Origin of the sequence: Parendozoicomonas haliclonae (genome assembly GCF_900174585.1) — a bacterium.
GTDB lineage: Bacteria > Pseudomonadota > Gammaproteobacteria > Pseudomonadales > Endozoicomonadaceae > Sansalvadorimonas > Sansalvadorimonas haliclonae.
The window spans coordinates 30,206-52,494 of the sequence record NZ_FWPT01000003.1 but is presented as its reverse complement, the minus strand read 5'-3'; the positions used below and the strand labels follow the sequence as shown (position 1 = coordinate 52,494).

Sequence of the window (22,289 nt, the reverse complement as noted above, 5' to 3'; positions counted from 1 at the left end):
AGCGAACCAATACAGGGACGTATTGCATGAGCGGAGAGAATCTCCTGAGCTCTGGTACTTTAGTTGGTCGCACAATTCTGGTTCCCACGCAGAGCGTGGGAGCCAGAGTTCAGCTTTCAATCAAACTATTAAATCAGCTTGAAAGCCGGATCTTCCATCACCTTCCATGGCAAGCCATAGCGGTTCATATCGTCCATAAACGGATCCGGATCCAGCTGCTCCATATTCCACACGCCCGGCTTCAGCCAAGTGCCTTCCACCATCATCTTGGCGCCAATCATGGCCGGCACCCCGGTGGTGTAAGAGATGGCCTGGGACTGAACCTCACCGTAGCAGTCCTGATGATCCTTAATCTGGTAGACGTACACAGACTTCTCTTTGCCATCCTTGATACCCTGCACCACACAACCGATACAGGTTTTGCCCTTGGTGCGCGGGCCCAGAGTAGAAGGATCAGGCAGCAGCTCCTTCAAGAACTGAATAGGAACAATCTCGGTACCGTTAAAGTTGATTGGCTCAATACCGGTCATACCAACATTGCCCAGCACTTCCAGATGCTTCAGGTAGCTGTCACCAAAGCTCATCCAGAACTGCGCCTTCTGCAGCGTCGGGTAGTGCTTGGTCAGAGATTCCAGCTCCTCGTGGTACATACGGTAAATATTGTATTCACCGACACCATCCGGGCAGGTAAAGCTTTGATTGAGTGACATGGCCGGTGTGGTGACAAAACCACCATCTTCCCAATGACGGCACTCAGCAGTCACCTCCCGGATATTGATTTCCGGGTTGAAGTTAGTAGCAAACGGGTAGCCATGGTCACCACCATTTACATCGATGATATCCAGCGTGTGGATCTCATCAAAGTAATGCTTGGCTGCATAAGCAGTGAACATATTGGTAGCGCCGGGATCAAAGCCGGAACCCAGCAAAGCCATCAGGCCGGCTTTCTCAAACTTCTCCTGATAGGCCCACTGCCACTTATACTCGAATTTAGCGGTATCCAGTGGCTCATAGTTGGCGGTATCAAGGTAGTGAACACCGGTTTCCAGACAGGCATCCATAATCGTGAGATCCTGGTAAGGAAGCGCCACGTTAATCACCATAAACGGCTTAACCTGGTTAATCAGCTCCACCAGTTCCGGAACGTTATCCGCATCCACCTGCGCGGTTTCAATAGTACGCTGCTGAGTTTTCTGGATTTGCTCAGCAATTGCCTTGCACTTGGACTCGGTGCGGCTGGCCAACACAATCTCGCTAAATACTTCAGGCAGTTGCGCACACTTATGAGTCACCACCTGACCTACGCCGCCGGCGCCGATAATCAGAACTTTTGCCATGGGAATTTCCCCCTCAAAAATATTATTAGTTATAAACCGGTAACCGGGTTTCAACGCTCGTAATAGGTATAGCCTTGGAGGCTAGCGTTGAAGGTATTCATCATCCGCTGCCGGTCGGAGGCACTGATGCGTTTATCCTTGACCGCCTGCTCGGCGGTGTCGCGGAATTTTTTGTAGAGCTCTTTAGGCTGATACTCGACATAGCTCAGCACATCGGCAATCGAATCGCCGTAAATCTCTTTGACAAAGTCAAAGCTGCCATCGCGGTTCAGGCGTACGCTGACCACATTGGTATCACCAAAGAGATTGTGCAGATCACCGAGGATTTCCTGATAGGCCCCAACCAGAAATACGCCGAGGTAATACTCCTCGCCTTCCTTTAAGGGATGCAATGGAAGAGTCGCGGCCGTGCCTTCCCAGGGATCAATAAAGCGATCAATCTTGCCATCACAGTCACAGGTGATGTCGGCAAGAACAGCCTGACGGGTTGGGGCTTCCTGCAGGCGATGCACCGGCATAATCGGGAACAGCTGCTCGATCGCCCAGATATCGGGAAGAGACTGGAACAGACTGAAGTTGCCGTAATAGATATCCGCCAGCGAGGTGCGCAGACCTTCAAGGTCAGGCGGAACGCGATCCATGGAATCCATCAGGTTGGCAATACGTTGAAGAATATCGAGAAACAGATTCTCGGCAATGGAACGGGTACGGAGATCAATCTGACCAAACTTGAACTGTTCGCGGATTTCATCGCGGTAGTAATGGGCGTCGTTATAACACTCCTGAACCCGTTCCGGGGTCAGGTAGCTGAACACGTCCCGCAGATGTTTTAGCTCTGGCCGTTCAATATCGGCAGCCGGAAGAGCGACGGGCTCAAAGGTGGTGACATCCAGCACGTTGAACAGCAGTACAGAAGAGTAGGCAACGGTCGCACGGCCAGACTCTGTAATAATTACCGGGTGGGCAATGCCGCAATTGTCGAAGCTGGTTTTCAGCGTGTCGACAATGCCTTCGCAATACTCTTCAAGGCTGTAGTTCCGGCTCTGGCCATCATTGGTCTGGGCGCCGGTGTAATCAATCGCCAGACCACCACCAAGATCCAGATGCGTCATGGCCGCACCTTCGCTGACCAGATCAGCGTAGTAACGGCAGGCCTCGACAATGCCGCTGCGGATATCACGAATATTGGGAATTTGAGAGCCGAGGTGGCAGTGCAGCAGCTTCAGGCAGTGCAGCATGCCTTCATCCCGCAGCCGGTCTACAGCGTGAATCATCTGGGTGCTGGTCAGACCAAACACACTGCGGTCACCGCTGGTGGAATTCCAGTGACCACTGACGGCGCTGGTCATTTTGGCGCGAATACCGATGAGTGGCTCAATGCCCAGTGCCCGGCTGCGCTCAAGAATGATGGGCAGCTCGGTGGGGGTTTCCACCACAAAATAACACTCGAAGCCCAGCTGAACAGCGTTCAGCCCCAGCTCGATAAACTCGGCATCTTTATAGCCATTACAGATAATCAGGCTGCCGGGTTCTTTCAGGGTGGAGAGGGCGGCGATCATTTCCGGTTTACTGCCGACTTCAAAGCCGTGCTGATAACGGGCACCAAAGTCAGCGATCTCTTCCACCACCTGGGCCTGCTGATTGACCTTGATGGGATAAACGCCCCGGTAACGGTTCTGATACCCGCACTCGTCAATGGCATTGCGAAACGCTTCATTCAACCGGCACAGCTGGGCATCAAGAATATTTTCAATACGCAGCAGCACCGGCATCTGCAGATCGCGTTCAGCCATGCCATGGATAATATCGAGAAGGGGTACCTGAGTGTTCAGGGTTTTGGCGGTGACATTACCGTCGCTGTTCAGTCCGAAGTAATCGTTGGCCCAACGGTGAATGCCATACAGATCAGCAGCCTGCTCAATGGTCCAGGGGGGATGTCCGGAGGCCATTGAACGGGAGGTTCTTTGCTCCAATAGAGGAATCCTCGCTCATTATTTTATTGTCAGTGTCTTTGTTGTTTGTAGTCGAGATTGCCCGACGGGGCGAGATTTTGAGTGAAAAGTGAGCAAAATGCCACAGCGAAAATGCACTTTTCACTGTGGCAGGGAAAGAAAGGGAGAAAGGAGATTATTGGGCCTTGAGCACCTGGCCATTCACCTCACGGCTGTCACTGCCCATCAGGTAGAGATAGACCGGCATAATATCTTCAGCGGCTGGCAGGGTGTTCGGGTCTTCACCCGGATAGGCTTTGGCACGCATGGCGGTACGGGTCGCGCCTGGGTTGATGGCATTGGAGCGCACTTGACTCAAGCCGTCTTCCTCATCAGCCAACACCTGCATCAACCCTTCGGTGGCAAACTTGGAGACGCTGTAGGCGCCCCAGTGAGCACGGCCCTTGCTGCCAACGCTGGAGCTGGTAAAGACTACGGACGCTTCCGGTGCTTCCCGCAGCAGCGGCAGCAGCACCTTGGTGAGCATGAACTCGGCATTCACATTCACCTGCATGACCTGCTGCCAGGTATCCGGATCGTATTGAAACAGCGGACCCAGGCGGCCCAGCAGGCCGGCATTGTGCAGCAGGCCGTCCAGTCGCCCGAACTCCTGAGCAATGGTGTCGGCGATGGCATCGTAATCGTGGGGAGCCGCCCCTTCCAGATTGAAAGGGATAATGGCCGGTTGCGGATAACCGGCCGATTCGATTTCGTCGTAAACCTTTTCCAGCTTCTCGGTCGTGCGTCCCAGGAGAATCACGGTGGCACCGTGGCGGGCATAGGTGAGTGCAGCGGCACGACCAATACCATCACCGGCACCGGTTACCAGAATAACGCGGTTTTCCAGCAGATTTGCGGGAGCCTGGTATTCAAACATGGCCATTATCCTTATCGGGTGAATTTAGGGCTTCAAGGTCAGTTGTCTGGCAGCTGCCAGTCCCAGTCATCCAGCCATTCCAACAGGTGTTGCGGCGAATCGACATTATAGTCAGCACGCCAGTCGTCCGGGTCTTCACCGGCAGGAATAAAACCGTACAGGGCGGCAAAGGTGAACATGCCTGCCGCCTGACCCGCCTGGATATCCCGTTCGTGGTCGCCAACGTAGAGGCATGCCTCGGGAGAGCAGTCCAGGGTTTCGGTGGCCAGCCACAGGGATTCCGGATCAGGCTTGCGATTGGCGACATCTTCCGGGCAAACCAGTACGGCGCAACGCTGAGAGAGTTTCAGTTGTTCCAGAATGGGAACAGTCAGATGACGGGGTTTGTTGGTGACAATGCCCCAGGGAATATCACTGGTTTCAATGGCGGCCAGCAGTTCGTCCATACCATCAAACAGGTGGGCGGAGGTATCCCGGTCTGCCTGGCTGGTGTGCTGCTGATAAGCCTTGAGAAAGCGTTGGCGCTGTGGCTCGAAGTCGTCATCGCTTGGCTGAAGTCCGTAACCCAGAGTCACCATGGCTGCGGAGCCATTGGATACCTGCGAGCGGATCAGTTGCGCCGGCAGTGGTGGACGATCGTCGTCTGCCAACAGGCGGTTAAGGGTGTGGACAAAGTCGTCCGAAGTATCCAGAAGTGTGCCGTCAAGGTCAAAAAGAATGGCCTGTACCGGCCGCCTTCGCGAATCTTCCATTGATGTTTTCCGCAGTGATAAAGGCGGGAGACAGTCCCGCCGTTTGGAGCCTTGTATCTTCGCCTGAGCGACGCTGTTAGTCCAGCGGGGCGGAGGTGGTATGAATCATATAATTCACATCCAGATCACCGTCCTTCAGGCTGTAGTGTTTGGTGATCGGGTTGTAGAGCAAACCGGTTGAGTGATGCACGTTCAGTTTGGCGGCCCGGCAATAGCTGGTCAGCTCATGGGGACGAATAAACTTCTTGAAATCATGGGTGCCCTTGGGCAGCAGATTCAGAACGTACTCGGCGCCGGCAATGGCGAACAGCCAGGCCTTGGGATTACGGTTAAGGGTGGAGAAGAATACATCACCACCGGGTTTAACCAGCCTGGCGCAGGCCGCAATCACCTTGGATGGATCCGGTACGTGCTCGAGCATCTCCAGGCAGGTGACCACATCAAAGCTGTGAGGCTGCTCGTCAGCCAGCTGCTCCGCAGTCACTTGTCGGTAAGTGACCTCGACGCCACTTTCCAGGCCGTGCAGACGCGCCACTGACAAAGGTGCTTCCCCCATATCAATGCCGGTTACCTTCGCACCCCGGCGAGCCATGGACTCGCTGAGAATGCCGCCGCCGCAGCCGACGTCCAGTACCGTCTTGCCGGCAAGGCTGGCGCGCTGGTCGATATAATCCAGCCGCAGCGGATTGATCTGGTGCAGCGGCTTGAACTCACTGTTCTGGTCCCACCAGCGGCTGGCGAGAGCTTCAAATTTGGCGACCTCTTCCCGGTCGACATTATTGTTCTGTGGCTTGCTTTGTTCTGTCATTGTCGTTTTCTAAATACTGTGCTTTTCATTACACCCTGACGCTTAATTGGTCAGGTTGGCCACGATACGGTCCTGCCACTGTCTGGCCTTCTGCTTCAGGAAGGTTTCATCCAGTGTGGTCAGTTGACGATCAGCCATCAGAATGCGGCCCTGGTTCCAGACATGGGTAAACTGGTTGCGGGTTGCGGTATAGACGACCTGGGAAACCGGGTTGTACATCGGCTGGTTTTCCAGCTCGCTCAGGTTAATGGCGGCGATATCCGCTTTCTTGCCAAGCTCCAGACTGCCGGTCTCGGCTTCAATACCCATGGCGCGGGCACCGTTGATGGTCGAGGCTTCCAATGCACCCCAGGCACCCAGTGCGGTGGCATCCTGGCCAACGGCCTTGGCAATCAGCGATGCGGTACGCATTTCGCCGAGCATATCCAGATCATTGTTGCTGGCACAGCCATCGGTACCAATGGCTACGTTAATTCCAGCCTGCTGCAGACGGGCAATCGGTGCAAAGCCGCTGGCCAGCTTGAGGTTGGACTCCGGACAGTGCAATACGCTACAGCCATTCTGGGCGATCAGTTGAATCTCGCCTTCGTTCAGCTGGGTCATGTGGGTGCACTGCAGTCGCGGAGACAGCAGGCCCAGATCGGCCAGTCGGCGCAGAGGACGCACACCTGTGGCTTTGACCGCGTCGTGAACTTCATGGGCGCTTTCGTGGATATGCATCTGGATATTGATATCCAGCTGTTCCGAAAGCGTGATGATCTCTTTCAGGGTTTTATCGCTGACCGAGTAAGGTGCGTGAGGGCCAAAGCCTACAATGATGCTGTCCTGATTGCGGAACAGGTCAACCACTTCCAGGCCTTTATAGATGTAGTGTGCTTCATCCTTGGCCCAGGCGGTGGCCAGATCCATCACCGGGAATACCAGCTGGGCACTCATGCCCGCTTCCAATGCAGCCTGACCGGCGGCATTCGGGAAGAAGTAGTTATCACTGAAGGTGGTGGTGCCGCAGCGGATCATCTCGGCGATTGCGAGACGGGTACCATCGTAAACAAAGTCTTCGTTAACGAACGTAGTTTCTGTCGGCCAGATATGATCCTGCAGCCAGGTCATGATGGGCAGATCGTCTGCCAGACCACGCAGCAAACTCATGGCGGCATGGCCGTGGGTGTTAATAAAACCGGGCATCAAGGCATGATCAGGCAGGTTGTAAACCGTCTCTGCCTTAAGGTGATTAGCTTTATCCGTTGGCAGGATTGCAGTGATCCGTCCATTCGCTATGGCCAGAGTGTGATGTTCAAGAATGGTCTGGCTGCCATCCACCGGAATAATCCAGCGGGCATGAATCAGGGTATCAATAGCCGCAGCGGCTGATTGGGAATGAGCGAAATCCGTCATGGTGATATCCATAGTCTGCTTGCGGGGATTATACCCAAAACCCGCTCAGATAAAGCATTCTTTCGTACGAACTTCTGTAGGCGGTCAGTGTTTTCTGATGGTGGGTCGTACCGGCAGCATTATTGAATGGAGGCCTTCGGCTCCTTCGGTAATAAATTTGTCAGCCTTTACCAGTCCTCCCTTCCCGAGCTTATAAACCTTGACGAGATTGGTTCTGCGGTTCTTGGTGGAAATGTTTTGGAAGCCATATTGCTGTTGACGTTTTTTATCCAGCCAGATGCCACTGCCCTGCCAGTAAGTAAATTTTTTGATCGTCCGGCCATCAATTTCGACAGCTTCGGCCTTACCACAAATGTCTTCACCTTTTTCAATCGCCCAGACAATTTCTGTGCAGCCGGTCACTTTGGTCTCACGATCCAGGGCACACAGTTCTTCCAGCATTTGTTGGGCAAAGCTGTCGTCCTCATCACATTTGACCTGACCGGTTTTGCAGCTGCGCAGGGTGATGCGGGGTGTCATGTCTTTGTAGCAACCGGTACTTGTCAGCCACCGGTCCAGCATCCGGGCAAAGGTCCGGCCGTTCATGCCGGCAATGCCTGGTCCATGGGCGCTGATCACCAGTTTACTGTCAGGCTTCAATATACGGCCACTTTGTATCAGGTGGTCAAAGCAGGTGTATTGGTCCAACTCATCTTTTTCCAGCAGTGTGAGGTCAGCCTTGTAAGTGCGAGGGTACATATTCATTGCGGTGTGTAGGCGATTTGTGTCGTCCATTACCGCAAAGATGGCGTAATGGGAGTAGTTGCCAAACTGTTGATCGAACTCTGTGTCTGGCGTATCCCGGTAGAGTTGGCGCAACTCATCCCGTTTTTTGTTCTTGGCTGCAGTCAGAGCCTGCTGATAAATTTTGACCGCAGTCTGGCTGGATTTCGGCATGGTCCATTGTGAAAAGTAAGGTTCCTTCTTGGCGGAATGGGGCTGGAAGGGTTTGATCGTATGCTTGGTATGGGCGGGAATCAGTTGTAGAAACTGTTCCTTCTCGTCTTCTGGCATCTGGTTGATTAAATCGATTGGTGTTTCCTGGTCGCCATTCTGCTGGTACATCAGCTCCTCTTTGTAGACCGCCACAGTCAGCCCAAAACGGGCGTACTGAATAGCCAGATGGAGAGGGGTGTCGCCATTGATATCGCTTTGCTCAATCAGCTCTGCGCGGTTTTGTGATAGCTGTTCGACGGCCTCGGAAAAACTATGTTCAATGGCCAGGTGCAGTAAATTTCTGCCCAGGGCAAAAACCGGTTGCTGCGTGAGCTTCAGCTGAGAAATGCAGTTGAGAAGCGGCAGTGATTTCTCTCTGAAGGTTTGTTCAGTTAATGTTGCCAGCAGGGATTGGCCATCTCCTCCCGTCTGTTTTGACAGATGTTCCAGCAGCAGGGAGGGGAGCCATGACAAAGGTCCATTAATGGCCAGATCCAGTACGGATTGGCCTTCATGGTTGTTGAGCAGGGGATTGGCTCCGCCATTCAGTAGTGTGCGGAATGTGCGCGCCGAGCGTTTATTAATCAGAGCGATATGAAGGGCGGTCTGGCCGTTAATGTCGGTTTTTAGCAGCATGGCTGGAAACTGTTCGCACAGGTAAGCGAGAACATCTCCGGAGCCCGGACTCTCTGCAGCAATATGGATAAGTTGGTGCCCGTCCATGGCTTGCTCAAGCCGATGCCGGAGTTGGGGAAGTTGAGGCATAACCTGCTTCCACTGGCCTCGTTTTGCCTGCTGGTAAATCTGCCTGAGCTGTTCGTTTTCATCGTCAATGAGGGTGGTGAAACTGTAGTCGAAGCGACCCTTGATCGCGCTGGGCATGGTCGCAACAATATTATGAAGCTTCATACCATCATGGTTGGCTGGTGGTGTGGGAGAGTAGAGCCAGAGGGCGCGAGCGGCTTCCAGCTGGTGCTTCAGAAAGGCGCTATGGATTGGCCAGTTGCCCTTGTTATCCGTTGCCTGACACATGTCGGGATAATGGTTTATCAGCCAGTCCAGTGTCAGCGTAGCACCAGCTTCTGCCGCACTGTGCATAATTGTTCTTCCCTGGCTGTCGTGCTGCCAGACATCCACATCACTGCGAATGCGCAAACGCAGGGCTTTAATATCTTGGTCTCGGGCCAGAGTGTGGATGTCTCTATTATCTGTGTTGGGGTGTGTCCTTAATGTTGTGTGGCTGGGCTGATTCTCTGTGGGGCCCTGACAAAAGGTTTTCTGTAATCGGGGCTCTTCGCTTCTTTCTGCATAATCCCGGGTGGAGAGATTGTCGCTGTCCACAAGGTCTGGGTCTGCTCCCGCTTTCAGCAAAACTTTGATAATCGCGTCTGAACGTATGTTCATGACTGCGATCATCAGTGGGGTTTGCTGATTCCGGTCTCTGGCATTCGCCAGCTCCGGAATGGCGAGCATAGCTTCGAGCGCTTTTTGGGAGTATTTGGTCTGCGCGGCCAGGTGAATCAGAGTGCTGCCTTTGCCATCCTGAAAGTCCCTGATTTCCAGAAAGCCCACATTGTCGGCAACAAAGTCCCAATTGCCTTTATGGGCTTCATCAAAAATACGATCCCTGATTGAGGGTTCTCTTCTGGGGATTTCTGGTATGACATCATCCGGCGGGATCACCGTGACATCGTCATCTTCCAGCGTTTTTTCTCGGGTGAGTAAGATGGAGTTGTGAACATGGGCTGGCGCAGCTGCAGCGGTCACTGAAATCTTTTGCCCTGACGTGGAGATGTTGGGGTTGCTGGCATCTTCATTGACCTGGGTGTTGGGGTCGTTTTTGAGCTGGTAATAGTTGGATAGCCCTGTCTGGGAGAAATCTGAATAGTCCATATCCGGGTTTCCTGTTACTTGCCCCACCGATAAATGTGTGACCGGCTCCTGAGTGCGATGTTCCGCTTTCAAAATCCGCAGTTAGGATGGCTGACACTCTGGTTAGCAGCTTGCGTCCCTGTACCCGCCCGTGTGTGCTTTTGATCATTTTGCTTCGTGGGGCAAAGACTGTGAAAAAGTGGGCGTCTCAATGATTTTCTGGGTGATTAATTTCTGATTTAAGTGCGAACGCTGATACGGCTTATGGTATGATTTATCGATTTCCGGTTGCTCAAACGCCCTGAAGGGCTCTGGGTGGCCGCTGGCAGGTGGCTGGATGGACCGGCATCAACACAGTCGGCAACGGAGACGTGCCGGCTGATGACAGGCTTTTAAGGATCTTTAGGCATTTATGGTAGACACTGCAAACGAAATTCTACCGGTCAATATTGAGGACGAACTCAAGCAGTCCTATCTGGACTATGCGATGAGCGTTATCGTTGGCCGGGCGTTGCCGGATGTTCGCGACGGACTCAAGCCTGTTCACAGGCGGGTGCTGTTCGCCATGAACGAGCTTTCCAACGACTGGAACAAACCCTACAAGAAGTCTGCTCGTGTTGTTGGTGACGTCATCGGTAAATACCATCCCCATGGTGACTCGGCGGTGTATGACACCATCGTTCGTATGGCGCAGGATTTCTCTCTGCGTTATCCGCTGGTGGATGGTCAGGGTAACTTCGGTTCCATCGATGGCGACTCTGCCGCTGCGATGCGTTACACCGAAATTCGGATGGATAAGCTCAGCCATGAGCTGCTGTCTGACCTGGACAAGGAAACTGTGGATTATGTGCCGAACTACGATGGCACTGAACAGATTCCGGAAGTTCTCCCGACCCGTGTTCCCAACCTGCTGGTCAATGGTGGTGCCGGTATCGCCGTAGGTATGGCGACCAACATTCCGCCCCATAACCTGACCGAAGTGGTGACCGGCTGTCTGCATCTGCTGGACAACCCGGAAGCGACCATCGATGACCTGATGGGATTTATCCCGGGTCCTGACTTCCCGACCTCCGCCATTATCAACGGTAAAGCCGGTATTCTGCAGGCCTACCGTACCGGTCGTGGTCGTATCTGGATTCGCTCCCGCGCGGAAGTGATTCAGGATCCGAAGAAGAATCGTGAAGTTATTATCATTCACGAACTGCCTTACCAGGTGAACAAGGCGCGTCTGATCGAAAAGATCGCCGAGCTGGTTAAAGAGAAGAAAATTGAAGGTATCAGCGAAATCCGTGACGAGTCCGATAAGGACGGTTTGCGGGTAGTTATCGAGCTGCGCCGTGGCGAGGTGGGTGAGGTTATCCTCAACAACCTGTACGCCCAGACTCAGCTGGAAACCGTGTTTGGTATCAACATGGTTGCGCTGGTGGACGGCCGTCCACAGACGCTGAACCTGAAGCAGATGCTGGAAGCATTTGTTCGTCACCGCCGTGAAGTGGTGACCCGTCGTACCGTTTACGAACTGCGCAAGGCGCGCGAGCGTGGCCACACCCTCGAAGGTCTGGCGGTTGCTCTGTCCAATATTGATCCGGTGATCGAGACCATCAAGAAATCCCAGAATGCCGCTGAAGCGAAAGAAGCTTTGATGGCACAGGCGTGGGATGCCGGTTTGGTTCTGGGCATGCTGGAAAAAGCAGGCAGCGACTCTTGCCGTCCTGATGACCTGCCGGAAGGCTTTGGTCTGGAAGGTAACAAGTATCGTCTGTCCCCGGCTCAGGCTCAGGCGATTCTGGAAATGCGTCTGCATCGTCTGACCGGCCTTGAGCACGAGAAACTGCTGACCGAATACCGTGAGATTCTGGATCGTATCGCTGAATTGGCGCTGATCCTGTCCGAACCAGCCCGTCTGCTGGAAGTGATTCGCGAAGAGCTGGAAGCGGTGGTGACCGAATACGGTGATGAGCGTCGTACCGAGATTATCTCGTCCCGTCGTGACCTGACCGTTGAAGATCTGATCACCGAAGAAGATATGGTGGTGACCCTGTCCCGCAGCGGTTACGCCAAGACCGTACCTCTGACCGAATACCAGGCCCAGAAGCGTGGTGGTAAGGGTAAGAGCTCCGGTTCCCTGAAAGACGAAGATTGTGTCGAGCATATGCTGGTTGCCAGCACCCACACCCAGATGCTGTTGTTCTCCAGCAAGGGTAAGGTTTACTGGCGCAAGGTTTACGAGATTCCTGTGGCATCCCGTACTGCCCGTGGTCGTCCGATTATTAACATTCTGCCGCTGGACGAAGGTGAGCGTATCTCCGCGATGCTGCCGGTGGCTGGTTACAGTGATGACAAGTCCCTGGTCTTCGCAACCGCTAACGGTACCGTTAAGAAGACGGTTCTGAGCGCTTACTCCCGCCCGCTGTCGTCCGGTATTCGGGCGATTAATCTGGTGGAAGGTGATGAGCTGATTGGCGTAGCCATGTGTGAAGCGGATCAGCAGATTATGCTGTTCAGCGATGCTGGTAAGGTGGTGCGTTTCGAGGAAGGTCTGGTGCGATCCATGGGCCGTGTCTCCACCGGTGTTCGCGGTATCCGTCTGCAGGATGGTCAGAAGGTTGTCTCCCTGATCGTACCGAAGGGTAATGATCCAATTCTGACTGCAACCGCTAATGGCTTCGGTAAGCGTACTGAGCTGGAAGAGTATCCAACCAAGGGCCGTGGTAACCAGGGCGTTGTGTCCATCAAGGTGACCGAGCGTAATGGTCTGGTGGTTGGTGCCAAGCAGGTTGGTGAAGAAGACGACATTATCCTGATCTCCAATATGGGTACGCTGGTGCGGACCCGTGCTGCCGAAGTCTCCATGGTTGGCCGTAACACCCAGGGTGTGCGTCTGATACGTGTAGCCGAAGGCGAGCAGGTGATCGGTCTGGAGCGAGTTGAAGATCCGGAAGAAATGGAAGTGGTTTCTGGCGAAGTGCTGGATTCCGGTGATGCTTCTGTGAATGAGCCTGCGGATGACTCTGCTGAGGTTGTTGAAGATATGCAGGATGATATCGACAACGATGCAGGAGAGGATGGAGACGAGTAAGTTTTCATCGGTTTATCAAAGGGCGGTTTTATACCGCCCTTTTTTGTATGTTCAGGGGTAAGCGAAGTTTCATTAGAATAAGTATCTGAGTTGTACGGGCTCGGTTGTCTGTTGTCTCAAGCCTGATGTTGAAAGATGCGAAAACAATCATTCAAACATTGAAAGGCTATTGAGGGGGCAAGTTATGGCGCTGAGTATGCAGGAGGAAATCCGGTTGAAGGCTGCTTTCATGGAAGTAACCCGTGAACGCAGACTGGCACTGGAGAAAATGTTTGCCGGCACCCAACTCAAGGTTAAGGATTACAAGGCGCTGGCCGTAGAGGCTGTGACCGCAGCGAAACAGGCTAAGAAGGTGGTGTCTTCGGCAGATGGTGTTCACGTACCATCTTTGGATATGCCGTCACTGAATCCGGATATTTTCAAAGGTATTGATCTACCTAAACTCTCAAAAATAAAAATCCCCGGACTGACCCTTCCTGATTTCCCCATTGCTCGTATTCCGGATATTAATCTGGGCAGCTTGCCGGGGTTTGATTTGCCACGATTTCGCCTGAACCTTAAAGGTATTCTGCGGCATAAAGATCTGCTTCCGACGATAAATCTGCGGGCCATGATATGGGGGCTGAGTCAACGCTGGCCTCATATTTCCTTACCTTCTCTGGTGTTGGATCTGCAGAAGCTGATGGGGATTGATCTACCTGGTCAGATCTCCGGTTTTAAGGATGCTTTTCCTGATTTCTTTTCCGTTGATTTGCGTATCCCCCTCCCTAATCTGAAGCTTCCCGATGTCAACATCACTATGAATCTTCCCAATCCATCGCTGCCGGAAATTAATCTTCCGGATCTCAGTGTGCCGGGTCTCAATATGTCAGAGATGTTGAAGATTCCTGGTTTTGATAAAGCCATGCGGTTGCTGGTTGAGTTGTTTGATGTTGATGATCTGCAAGATATCCTGGCTGAGTTGGGGCAGGAGTTTATGCTGGACTTTGTCAGCTCGGCTCTTCCTGTTGTTCAGCAGGTGAAGAGTGGCGCGCTGGCAGCCAAAGAGTGGGGCAAGTCGGCTCAGGAGTTTTATCGCTCCTGCAAAACCACAAAGCATAAGAATGCGTTAATCCCGGGTGATGCTCGAGCAGCCTGCGATGCTATCCGGAGGCTGCTGCGGGAAAGCTCTGCTGATCATGCGGCAGTGGCGACGATCCGAACCACTCAGTTAGGTACCTCGACAGCGGGGCTGTTTGCAGATCTTGGCGGAGTTACAGGGCCTGCGGTATCTGCGGCTTCAGCACTTGCCAAGCTTTGCCACAAGCTGGTTGTCTTTGGTGCTAAATACAAAGAGATGAAGCGTGTTAATGAAATCCTGCGCACCGGCAATGGGCATCAACTGAATAGTGATCTTTTCAATGTTTCACCTCTCCTAGGTTGTTATTTCATTGTGAATAATGACCATATGATTGTGCTGAATGTCATCGCTGATAATTTGATGGAAGATGACTGGATGAATAATGCCGAAAAGAATAAAAGGGAACATCTGGATCCGCTGATAAAAGATGCCCAGCGTTTTATTGATAAATCCCGTTATGTATTGACGCCGCTGCGTGCCACGAAAGGTATGTATGTGAAGAGGGATTTTATTTCACGGCTTAAGGAAGGGGCGACGCTTTATGCGAAAAAGAAGGTGGGTCTTGCTCCTAAGGATGCCAAAGTTTCCAGTCACAGATATATTGGTTAGGGTGAGGTAAGGGGCTTTTATAGCCCCTTTTCACTCGGCTGTCAGGAGGATGCGCTCTGCTTTCTCCAGGTTTGAATAGCACCAATTAGGCCAACAGCGGCAGCCGCAATCGCTACGATAAGCAACCCAATTCTTTCGCCCGAGCCAGTGACTGGATCAAGTCGGGTAAACAGCATGGCGTACAGATTGCCAATAATAAATGTCCAGACTGCCGGAAGCATTGCCAGCCATTTCGGTTTGGCTTTGGCCGCCTGAGCCAGAATTGCCAGGGCTGCTACGGCCAGATAATCATCCAGAGAGAGTGGCCAGTATTTTTCGGTATTGATAACCACCAGGGTTTCCCCAATAGCCAGAATAAGTGCGCAAAAAAGAGTGTAGTAATACATGGTGCGGGCCATATTGTGTTGTCATTATTGTTGGGCAATTGATCCGCTGAGAGGTCATTGCGGGTGGTATTCTCCCCTGAATGTTTGTGGCTTTCCAATTTCTCGTTCCTTTTCCTGAAACTTGTCTATGGTTGCAGCGCCTGAACCGGGCTTTCAGCGTAAGAGGATTGTCCAATGTGGACATATGCCAACCCTGTAGCAATTTATGCGGGCGCGGGATCTTTGGGGAAGTTGGAAGAGCTTGTTGGTGCGCGCCGTTATGGCGTTGTGACTTATGATTCGGCGTATTCTCGTACGCTGACCCAGCAAGTAACGGACATTATTGGCAGGCCTCCCGATCTTGTTATCAATGGCGTGCAGGAAGACCCTTCTCTTACACATCTGGCAGAGTTGCATAGTCAGTTTCAGGCGGCTGGCCTCAGGCCGGAAATAATGATCGCTCTGGGTGGTGGTTCTGTTATTGATGCCTGCAAGGTTTTGGTGGCTTGTTCTGACTCTTCTACGAAACTGTGGGATATTGTTCTAGGGCGGCAGTCAATAAAGAAGGTGGTGGATTATATTGCCGTGCCAACCACTGCCGGAACCGGAAGTGAGGTGACGTGTTGGGCAACGGTCTGGGATCCCGAGGGTCAGCGTAAATATTCTTTATCTGATCCTTTGCTTTATGCAGAGGCTGCAGTGTTGGAGCCGGAGCTGACCAGCAGTCTGCCGCGATCAGTAACCATCCATTCCGCACTGGATGCTCTTTCCCATACCTTTGAAAGTCTCTGGAATAAAAACCGTAACCCTGTCAGTCGGCTGTACGCTGTTCAGGCTGCAAAAAAGATCCTTCATTCCCTGTCTGAAGTTGTGGAAGACAAAATTGATCTGGATGTGCGGAGGGGGCTGCAGGAAGGAGCATTACTGGCTGGTCTGGCCTTCTCTAATACCCGCACCGCGATTGCTCATAGTCTGTCTTATCTCGTAACGCTGGAGAGAAGCATGCCTCATGGTGTTGCCTGTAGTTTTACCCTGCCTGTGATTATTAGAGCCTGTGCTGAAGATGATTATTTTCTGCGGTGTGTAGAGGATATTTTGGGTTGTTCCTGCTGGGAGGCTGCGGCACTGCTGGAGGAGCTGTTACTGGATCTGGGTGTGAAGGTACACCCGGCAGATTATGGTTATGGCGAAGCGGACTGGATGTCTGTTGTGGACAGGGCGGCCGAGCAGGAACGTGGCAAGAATTACAGTGGAGATATCGGCGAGTTGAAGGCTTGCTTCCAGGCTCAGTATCGGTCTGTTTCTTAGGAAGCCGATGCTGATCGAGTAGCTGACAAGGTTGTTAGTGTGGCTGACGTGCAGAGGCAACGGGCTGGCAGGTGGTGATTGGTATTGTCAGAACAGCTTGCGCGGGTGTTGGTGAAAAGAGTGCGTGAGTTTGTAAAAGTGCCAGTCCTCAAAAATCGTTGATCAGGTTTTGTCCGGGAGGGTGGGGATGTCTTCACTCACATTAAGCTTAAGCAACAGTTGTCAGTCTTCCTGGCTCTCGCAAAAGGATTCTGAGCTGCCGCAGTCTGAGGTCCCATTGTTCAGAAGTCCTGAAGATGGTCTGACCCTGAGTGTGTGCCAGCAGGCGCAAAAGGCTGTAGCTGAGCGCCGGGTGAAGCAATTTCAGGACGCTCACATTCAGTTGGGTGTTGCTGCGGTTAAGGATGCTTCCGAAAGTGCCCCTGCCGGTGTGGGGGCTGCCCGGGTCGAACCGCCTCGCCTTACCGCACCTGCGGTCACCGTCCCGGTTCCTGATAAGGTGAGGGATGTTGCAATGTCGCTGTGTCAGCTGGTGCATGCCAGTTTGTCCTTCATCGGGTTGGCGGGAGCAGAAGCTTTTGAAGAATTTGCCGGTGATGGTGAAGAAAGTATCTCTGCACATTTGTCGATGATGAATTCTTTGGTGGAAAGCCTCCCGCCCGACTCCATTATCAATCCGGCCGAAAATGCCTAGTGGCCACTGCGCTGGCTTGGCGGTGTTGTTGCCAACTGGATTCGTGGAATGACGCCCGAACAGCGCCGAAATTGGATCCACAGGATTCATAACTTTGAGCACAATGCCGGCAATATTATGCGCAAGCAGCTGTTGTTGAATGGCTACAAGTACTTTGTGAAGGCGTTATTTCTTGTTTTCCAGATGCAGTTGCCCGAAGGCGTACAGTTAGGGTTTCAGGTCTACGATATGAATAACCGGCTGGATAGCTTTACGGTTTGGCAGCAGCGTCAGGGCTGGCTGCAGGGCTAAGCTCAGCTCAGCAGTATTAAGGTCAACAGTGCTGCCCTTTGGCAATGTAGGTATAATCACCTCCGACAGATAGCACAGTCAGGAGTTGTGATGATAAAAACACTACAGGCCGGTGATAAAGCGCCCGCCTTTACTCTGCTGGATCAGGACGGAAACAGCGTTAGCCTAAGTGATTTCGCCGGTAAAAAAGTTCTGGTTTACTTTTACCCGAAAGCCTCCACGCCTGGCTGTACTGTGCAGGCCTGCAGCCTTACCGACCATCGCTCTGATTTTGATGATCTGGATGTTGTGGTTCTTGGTCTCAGTCCGGACCCTGTCAAACGTCTGAAAAACTTCGAACAGAAAAAAGAGCTGAAAATTACCCTGCTCTCCGATGAGGATCATGCCGTGGCTGATCAGTTTGGTGTTTGGGGTGAGAAGAAGTTTATGGGGAAGGTGTTTGATGGCATTCATCGCATCAGTTTTCTGATTGATGAAAACGGTGTGGTTGAGCATGTCTTTAATAAGTTCAAAACCAAGGATCATCATGAGGTGGTTTTGAATTACCTGAAGGGGTGAGTGTTCAGGTTATGTAAAGAAGAGGGAGAGCGGCAAAGCGTTCTCCCTCTTTTTTATGTTCAGATTTTTTGTCTCAATTGGGAGGGTTTAGAAGCCCATCGGGATATTGAACATAAAGAAGATCACCAGGAAGGTGGTCCAGATGGTCAGGAAAGCAACAGAGTAAGGCAGCATGATGCTGATCTGGTCGCCAATGGTCATCTCAGGCTTGTACTTGCGCATAAAGGCCAGGATTACACCTGCATAAGTCATCATTGGAGTGATGATGTTGGTACTGGAGTCGGCAACACGGAATGCTGCAGATACCAGATCCGGAGTCATGGCTGGGTTAACCTGATAGAGCATTGGGATAAAGATCGGGCCGAGCAGCATCCACTTGGAGGTCAGGCCGCCAACCAGCAGGTTGATGATGGCAGTCACAATAATAAAGCCGATCAGCAGCAGTACCGGTACGGCATCCAAGCCCAGTGCCTGCAAGAAGTTGGCGCCCAGATAAGTGACATATGTACCAAGTCCAGACTGACCCAGCAGAGCCAGGAAGGCGTAGCAGAAGAAGGTCAAAACCAGGATGTAGCCCATGGTGTTCATCTGCTTAACCATGGCATTTACCACGCAGGTCACAGATTTGAACTTGCCAATCGATACGCCGTAGAACACGCCGGTAATAATGAAGAACAACGCGATGACCAGAATCATGTTGTTCACAAATGGGTTAACTGTGCGACCGGCGTCATTGGTATAAGCCGCCAGAGGGCCCATAGCCAGACCGGCAATCGCCAGTGCAGATATGATCAGGCCAAGACCGGCCATCTTCAGGGCCTTGTGCTCTTCCGGCTTCACAGTGAAGTCGTTGAGATCCATATCCTCAGGAATGATATAGCTCTGCTTTTCCAGCTTGGGTGCAACAAAGCGTTGGGTCACCCAGGCGCCTACGGTACAGAGCAGGAATACAGACGCGGCAATGAAGAAGTAGTTCATGGTTGACGCGTTCAGTGGCTCACCAGCGGCAGTGGTGAACGGAACGCCCTGGGATTCTGCGAACACCATGGCGTTGTTGCCGACGATGGCATCAATCGGGGTCGCTGGAATCAGGTTGGCGCTAAAGCCTGCGGATACACCAGCAAAAGCAGCGGCCATACCGATCAGCGGGTTCTTGCCAGTACCGGCGTATAGCAGACCGGCCAGTGGGATCAGGATCAGGTAACCGGCATCGGATGCCACGCTGCTCATGATGCCCAGGAAAACCAGTAGCAGAGGCAGGAAACGTTCGTTGATATGGGAGCCTGCTTTCTTGATCAGTGCTGCCAGCATGCCGGACTCTTCCGCCACGCCTACACCCAGAACAGAAATCAGGATCACACCCAGAACACCGTTACCGAATGCCAGCCAGTTTTGCAGGATAGCGTTATCGAAGATCCAGCGAATCTTCTCGCCGGTCATCATATTGTTGATAGCGTATTCGACCGGCTGGCCGCTGGCGCCAACACTGCTGAAGGTGTAGCCACCCATTAACACCGAAATGATGGCGGTAAGGGCGTACAGGAACATAAAGATAACAATGGGTCCGGAATCTTTTTGCCGATCCGTTCGATCAGCGACGCCCGGTTGTTCAGCTCAGCGGCTGCGTTGGCCTTGCTCATTGAAGAAAAATCTCTCGAGGGGGGATTTACAGTGGAAGCATTGCCAGGCGATTGTCGCAGGATGATGAGGTGTTCGAGCTGATTGTTGTCAATATAACTTGTTGATTTGCTGATTGTTTTTAGAGATTTTTGCTATTTGTGCAGTATTTGATGATGAATTTGCGCAAATGTCTTGCTGTGTAAGGCGTGTGATTGTGTCGGGTGTGGCGTATCACCGGTGCATGGTTTTGGTTACAATGCTGGGCCATTACACCTGCAGGTTTCCGCACTGTTCGTTTGTAAGTCCGTAATCGCAGGTGGCTAAGCGTGGGCTGAGCAGTATCAAAACATCAAAACCGTTTGGGGTCGGTGGCATCCGAAGATTTATGACAAGAGCACATAATTTCAGTGCGGGGCCTGCGGCACTGCCACAAGAAGTACTGGAACAGGCTCGCGATGAGCTGCTGGACTGGCAGGGACGTGGTGTTTCGGTGATGGAGATCAGTCATCGCAGCCCTGAGTATATGGCTATTGCCACAGAGGCTGAGCAGGATCTGCGCGATCTGATGGGGATTCCTGCCAATTACAAAGTTCTGTTTATGCAGGGCGGCGCCACTTCCCAGTTCGCTATGGTGCCACTGAACCTGATGGGAGCTGCCAGCAAGGCGGACTACCTGAATACCGGTCACTGGTCTATTAAGGCTATCAAAGAAGGCCGCCGCTTTGGTGGTGTGAATGTCGCGACCAGCAGCGAAGATCAGAATTTCTCAACTATTCCCGATCGGGACAGCTGGCAGCTGGATCCTGATGCGGCGTATGTGCATTACACCCCGAATGAAACCATTGGCGGTCTGGCCTTTGCTGATATCCCAGATGTTGGTGGTGTGCCGCTGGTGGCGGATATGTCTTCCAACATCCTTTCAACCCCAATGGATGTCAGCCGGTTTGGGCTGATCTATGCCGGTGCTCAAAAGAATATCGGGCCGGCTGGTATCTCTGTAGTGATTGTTCGGGACGACTTGCTGGGTCAGGCGGCGGATGCCTGTCCGACACTGATGAACTATCAGAACATCGCAGATAATGATTCCATGCTGAATACGCCGCCCACCTACTCCTGGTATCTGGCAGGGTTAGTGTTCAAGTGGCTGAAGCGTCAGGGTGGTGTTGAAGGAATTGCTCAGGTTAATGATCGCAAGGCTGCCAAGCTTTATGGTGCGATTGATGGCAGTGATTTTTACAGTAACCCGGTCGATCCGCGTTACCGTTCAAAAATGAATGTTCCGTTCAAGTTGCAGGATGATAATTTGAACGCCGAGTTTCTCAGTCAGGCGGCTGAGCAGAAGCTGCTTTATTTGAAGGGGCATCGTGCAGTCGGCGGTATGCGCGCCAGCATTTATAATGCCGTGAGTGAAGAGTCCGTGGATGCCTTGATTGCCTTTATGGCCGATTTTGAAAAGCGGTACGGTTAGATTTTGGGAAAATGAGTACGCGTCGGGTTTGATGGAGTGACAAGACCATGAGTGAAGCGGATAAGGGAGCGGAGCAGAGTAACCCCCTGGTAGGTTTGCGGGATCGTATTGATGAGCTGGATACCAATATCCTGCAGCTGATCAGTGAGCGTGCCCGCCTTGCGCAGGAGGTCGCCAGAGTCAAGCTGGCAGCGGGTGGTGATGCGGTGTTTTATCGCCCTGAGCGTGAGGCTCAGGTTTTGCGGGCGATTATGGAAAAGAATATCGGTCCGCTGGATGATGAAGAAATGGCTCGCCTGTTTCGGGAGATCATGTCCGCATGTCTGGCTCTGGAAAAACCGGTTCGTGTCGCCTATCTGGGACCGGAAGGCACCTTTACCCAGCAGGCCGCTCTGAAGCACTTCGGTCATTCTGCGGTCTGTGTGCCTATGTCTGCGATTGATGAGGTGTTCCGGGAAGTGGAAGCCGGTGCCGTTAATTATGGTGTGGTGCCGGTAGAAAATTCCTCCGAAGGGGTTGTCACCCATACGCTCGATACCTTTATGAACTCTTCGCTGCAGATTTGCGGTGAAGTTGTGCTGCGTATTCATCATCATCTGCTCTGCGGTGAAAACACCCGTCAGGACAAGATTACCCGTGTCTACTCCCATGCCCAGTCTCTGGCTCAGTGCCGTAAGTGGCTGGATGCTCATTGGCCGATGGTGGAAAAGGTGGCTGTCAGCAGTAATGCCGAAGCGGCCCGCCGAGTGAAGAGTGAGTGGAACTCTGCCGCGATTGCCGGAGATATGGCTGCTGAACTGTATGGTCTGACCAAGATCGCTGAGAAGATTGAAGATGAGCCGGATAACTCCACCCGCTTCCTGATTATTGGTAATGATTCGGTACCGGCCAGCGGCACAGATAAGACGTCTCTGGTTGTCGCTATGCGCAACAAGCCGGGCAGTCTGCACAGGCTGCTAGCACCGTTCCATTGCTATGATATCGACCTGACCCGCATTGAAACGCGCCCGGCCCGCAGTGGCGTGTGGAACTATGTGTTCTTTATTGATTTCAGCGGGCACAAAGACGATCCAAAGGTGCAGTATGTGCTGCGCGAAGTGGAATCTCTGGCGGCTGAGTTGAAGGTGCTGGGCTCCTATCCCAAAGGTGTCCTGTAAACTCGCTCGCTAA

General features: G+C 52.6%; 17 protein-coding genes. 8 read left to right on the top strand and 9 right to left on the bottom strand.

Going from position 1 to position 22,289, the window contains the following annotated elements; all coding sequences use genetic code 11:
* Positions 1 to 128: 128 nt before the first annotated feature.
* From EHSB41UT_RS06630 to EHSB41UT_RS06600, 7 genes are all read right to left on the bottom strand, one after another.
* On the bottom strand, positions 129 to 1,337 hold the full coding sequence (locus EHSB41UT_RS06630; RefSeq protein ID WP_087108094.1) for a saccharopine dehydrogenase family protein: 1,209 nt from the start codon (positions 1,335 to 1,337) through the stop codon (positions 129 to 131).
* Between the two features lie 50 nt (positions 1,338 to 1,387).
* The gene (gene speA, locus EHSB41UT_RS06625) at positions 1,388 to 3,310 is read right to left on the bottom strand and encodes a biosynthetic arginine decarboxylase (RefSeq protein ID WP_242667256.1); all 1,923 of its coding nucleotides are present in this window, start codon (positions 3,308 to 3,310) and stop codon (positions 1,388 to 1,390) included.
* Between the two features lie 154 nt (positions 3,311 to 3,464).
* On the bottom strand, positions 3,465 to 4,205 hold the full coding sequence (locus EHSB41UT_RS06620) for a YciK family oxidoreductase (protein ID WP_087108967.1): 741 nt from the start codon (positions 4,203 to 4,205) through the stop codon (positions 3,465 to 3,467).
* A 38-nt stretch (positions 4,206 to 4,243) separates the two neighbouring features.
* Positions 4,244 to 4,957 (bottom strand): HAD family hydrolase, encoded by a 714-nt coding sequence (locus EHSB41UT_RS06615; RefSeq protein WP_087108090.1) that lies wholly within the window; start codon positions 4,955 to 4,957, stop codon positions 4,244 to 4,246.
* A gap of 76 nt (positions 4,958 to 5,033) precedes the next feature.
* The gene (gene ubiG / locus EHSB41UT_RS06610) at positions 5,034 to 5,765 is read right to left on the bottom strand and encodes a bifunctional 2-polyprenyl-6-hydroxyphenol methylase/3-demethylubiquinol 3-O-methyltransferase UbiG (protein WP_087108088.1); all 732 of its coding nucleotides are present in this window, start codon (positions 5,763 to 5,765) and stop codon (positions 5,034 to 5,036) included.
* Positions 5,766 to 5,807: 42 nt separating this feature from the next.
* Positions 5,808 to 7,160: a TRZ/ATZ family hydrolase gene (locus tag EHSB41UT_RS06605; protein ID WP_087108965.1), complete on the bottom strand. Its 1,353-nt coding sequence runs from the start codon at positions 7,158 to 7,160 to the stop codon at positions 5,808 to 5,810.
* 84 nt (positions 7,161 to 7,244) lie between these two features.
* Positions 7,245 to 10,028: an ankyrin repeat domain-containing protein gene (locus tag EHSB41UT_RS06600; protein ID WP_087108086.1), complete on the bottom strand. Its 2,784-nt coding sequence runs from the start codon at positions 10,026 to 10,028 to the stop codon at positions 7,245 to 7,247.
* Positions 10,029 to 10,419: 391 nt separating this feature from the next.
* On the opposite strand from EHSB41UT_RS06600, the gene gyrA reads away from it, so the two are divergent.
* Positions 10,420 to 13,086: a DNA gyrase subunit A gene (gyrA, locus tag EHSB41UT_RS06595; protein ID WP_087108084.1), complete on the top strand. Its 2,667-nt coding sequence runs from the start codon at positions 10,420 to 10,422 to the stop codon at positions 13,084 to 13,086.
* Between the two features lie 184 nt (positions 13,087 to 13,270).
* Positions 13,271 to 14,815: a hypothetical protein gene (locus EHSB41UT_RS06590; protein ID WP_087108082.1), complete on the top strand. Its 1,545-nt coding sequence runs from the start codon at positions 13,271 to 13,273 to the stop codon at positions 14,813 to 14,815.
* A gap of 41 nt (positions 14,816 to 14,856) precedes the next feature.
* On the opposite strand, the gene EHSB41UT_RS06585 is transcribed toward EHSB41UT_RS06590, so the two are convergent.
* The gene (locus tag EHSB41UT_RS06585; protein WP_087108080.1) at positions 14,857 to 15,213 is read right to left on the bottom strand and encodes a hypothetical protein; all 357 of its coding nucleotides are present in this window, start codon (positions 15,211 to 15,213) and stop codon (positions 14,857 to 14,859) included.
* 162 nt (positions 15,214 to 15,375) lie between these two features.
* Here EHSB41UT_RS06585 and EHSB41UT_RS06580 point away from each other — a divergent pair, with 162 nt between their 5' ends.
* From EHSB41UT_RS06580 to bcp, 4 genes are all read left to right on the top strand, one after another.
* Positions 15,376 to 16,488 (top strand): iron-containing alcohol dehydrogenase, encoded by a 1,113-nt coding sequence (locus EHSB41UT_RS06580; protein WP_087108078.1) that lies wholly within the window; start codon positions 15,376 to 15,378, stop codon positions 16,486 to 16,488.
* A 187-nt stretch (positions 16,489 to 16,675) separates the two neighbouring features.
* Entirely contained in the window at positions 16,676 to 17,182 is a 507-nt protein-coding gene (locus EHSB41UT_RS06575) for a hypothetical protein (RefSeq protein ID WP_087108076.1), read from the top strand.
* A 48-nt stretch (positions 17,183 to 17,230) separates the two neighbouring features.
* Positions 17,231 to 17,473 carry a hypothetical protein gene (locus EHSB41UT_RS06570; RefSeq protein WP_087108074.1) on the top strand — a complete coding sequence of 81 codons (243 nt, stop codon included), beginning with the start codon at positions 17,231 to 17,233 and terminating at the stop codon, positions 17,471 to 17,473.
* A 90-nt stretch (positions 17,474 to 17,563) separates the two neighbouring features.
* Positions 17,564 to 18,031, top strand: a complete 468-nt coding sequence (gene bcp / locus EHSB41UT_RS06565) for a thioredoxin-dependent thiol peroxidase (RefSeq protein WP_242667255.1) — start codon at positions 17,564 to 17,566, stop codon at positions 18,029 to 18,031.
* A gap of 87 nt (positions 18,032 to 18,118) precedes the next feature.
* On the opposite strand, the gene EHSB41UT_RS06560 is transcribed toward bcp, so the two are convergent.
* Positions 18,119 to 19,585, bottom strand: a complete 1,467-nt coding sequence (locus tag EHSB41UT_RS06560) for an AbgT family transporter (RefSeq protein WP_278248145.1) — start codon at positions 19,583 to 19,585, stop codon at positions 18,119 to 18,121.
* A gap of 451 nt (positions 19,586 to 20,036) precedes the next feature.
* On the opposite strand from EHSB41UT_RS06560, the gene serC reads away from it, so the two are divergent.
* On the top strand, positions 20,037 to 21,119 hold the full coding sequence (gene serC, locus EHSB41UT_RS06555) for a 3-phosphoserine/phosphohydroxythreonine transaminase (protein WP_087108072.1): 1,083 nt from the start codon (positions 20,037 to 20,039) through the stop codon (positions 21,117 to 21,119).
* 47 nt (positions 21,120 to 21,166) lie between these two features.
* Complete coding sequence (gene pheA, locus EHSB41UT_RS06550) at positions 21,167 to 22,276, top strand: prephenate dehydratase (protein ID WP_087108070.1); 1,110 nt, start codon at positions 21,167 to 21,169, stop codon at positions 22,274 to 22,276.
* The last annotated feature ends 13 nt before the right edge of the window (positions 22,277 to 22,289 follow it).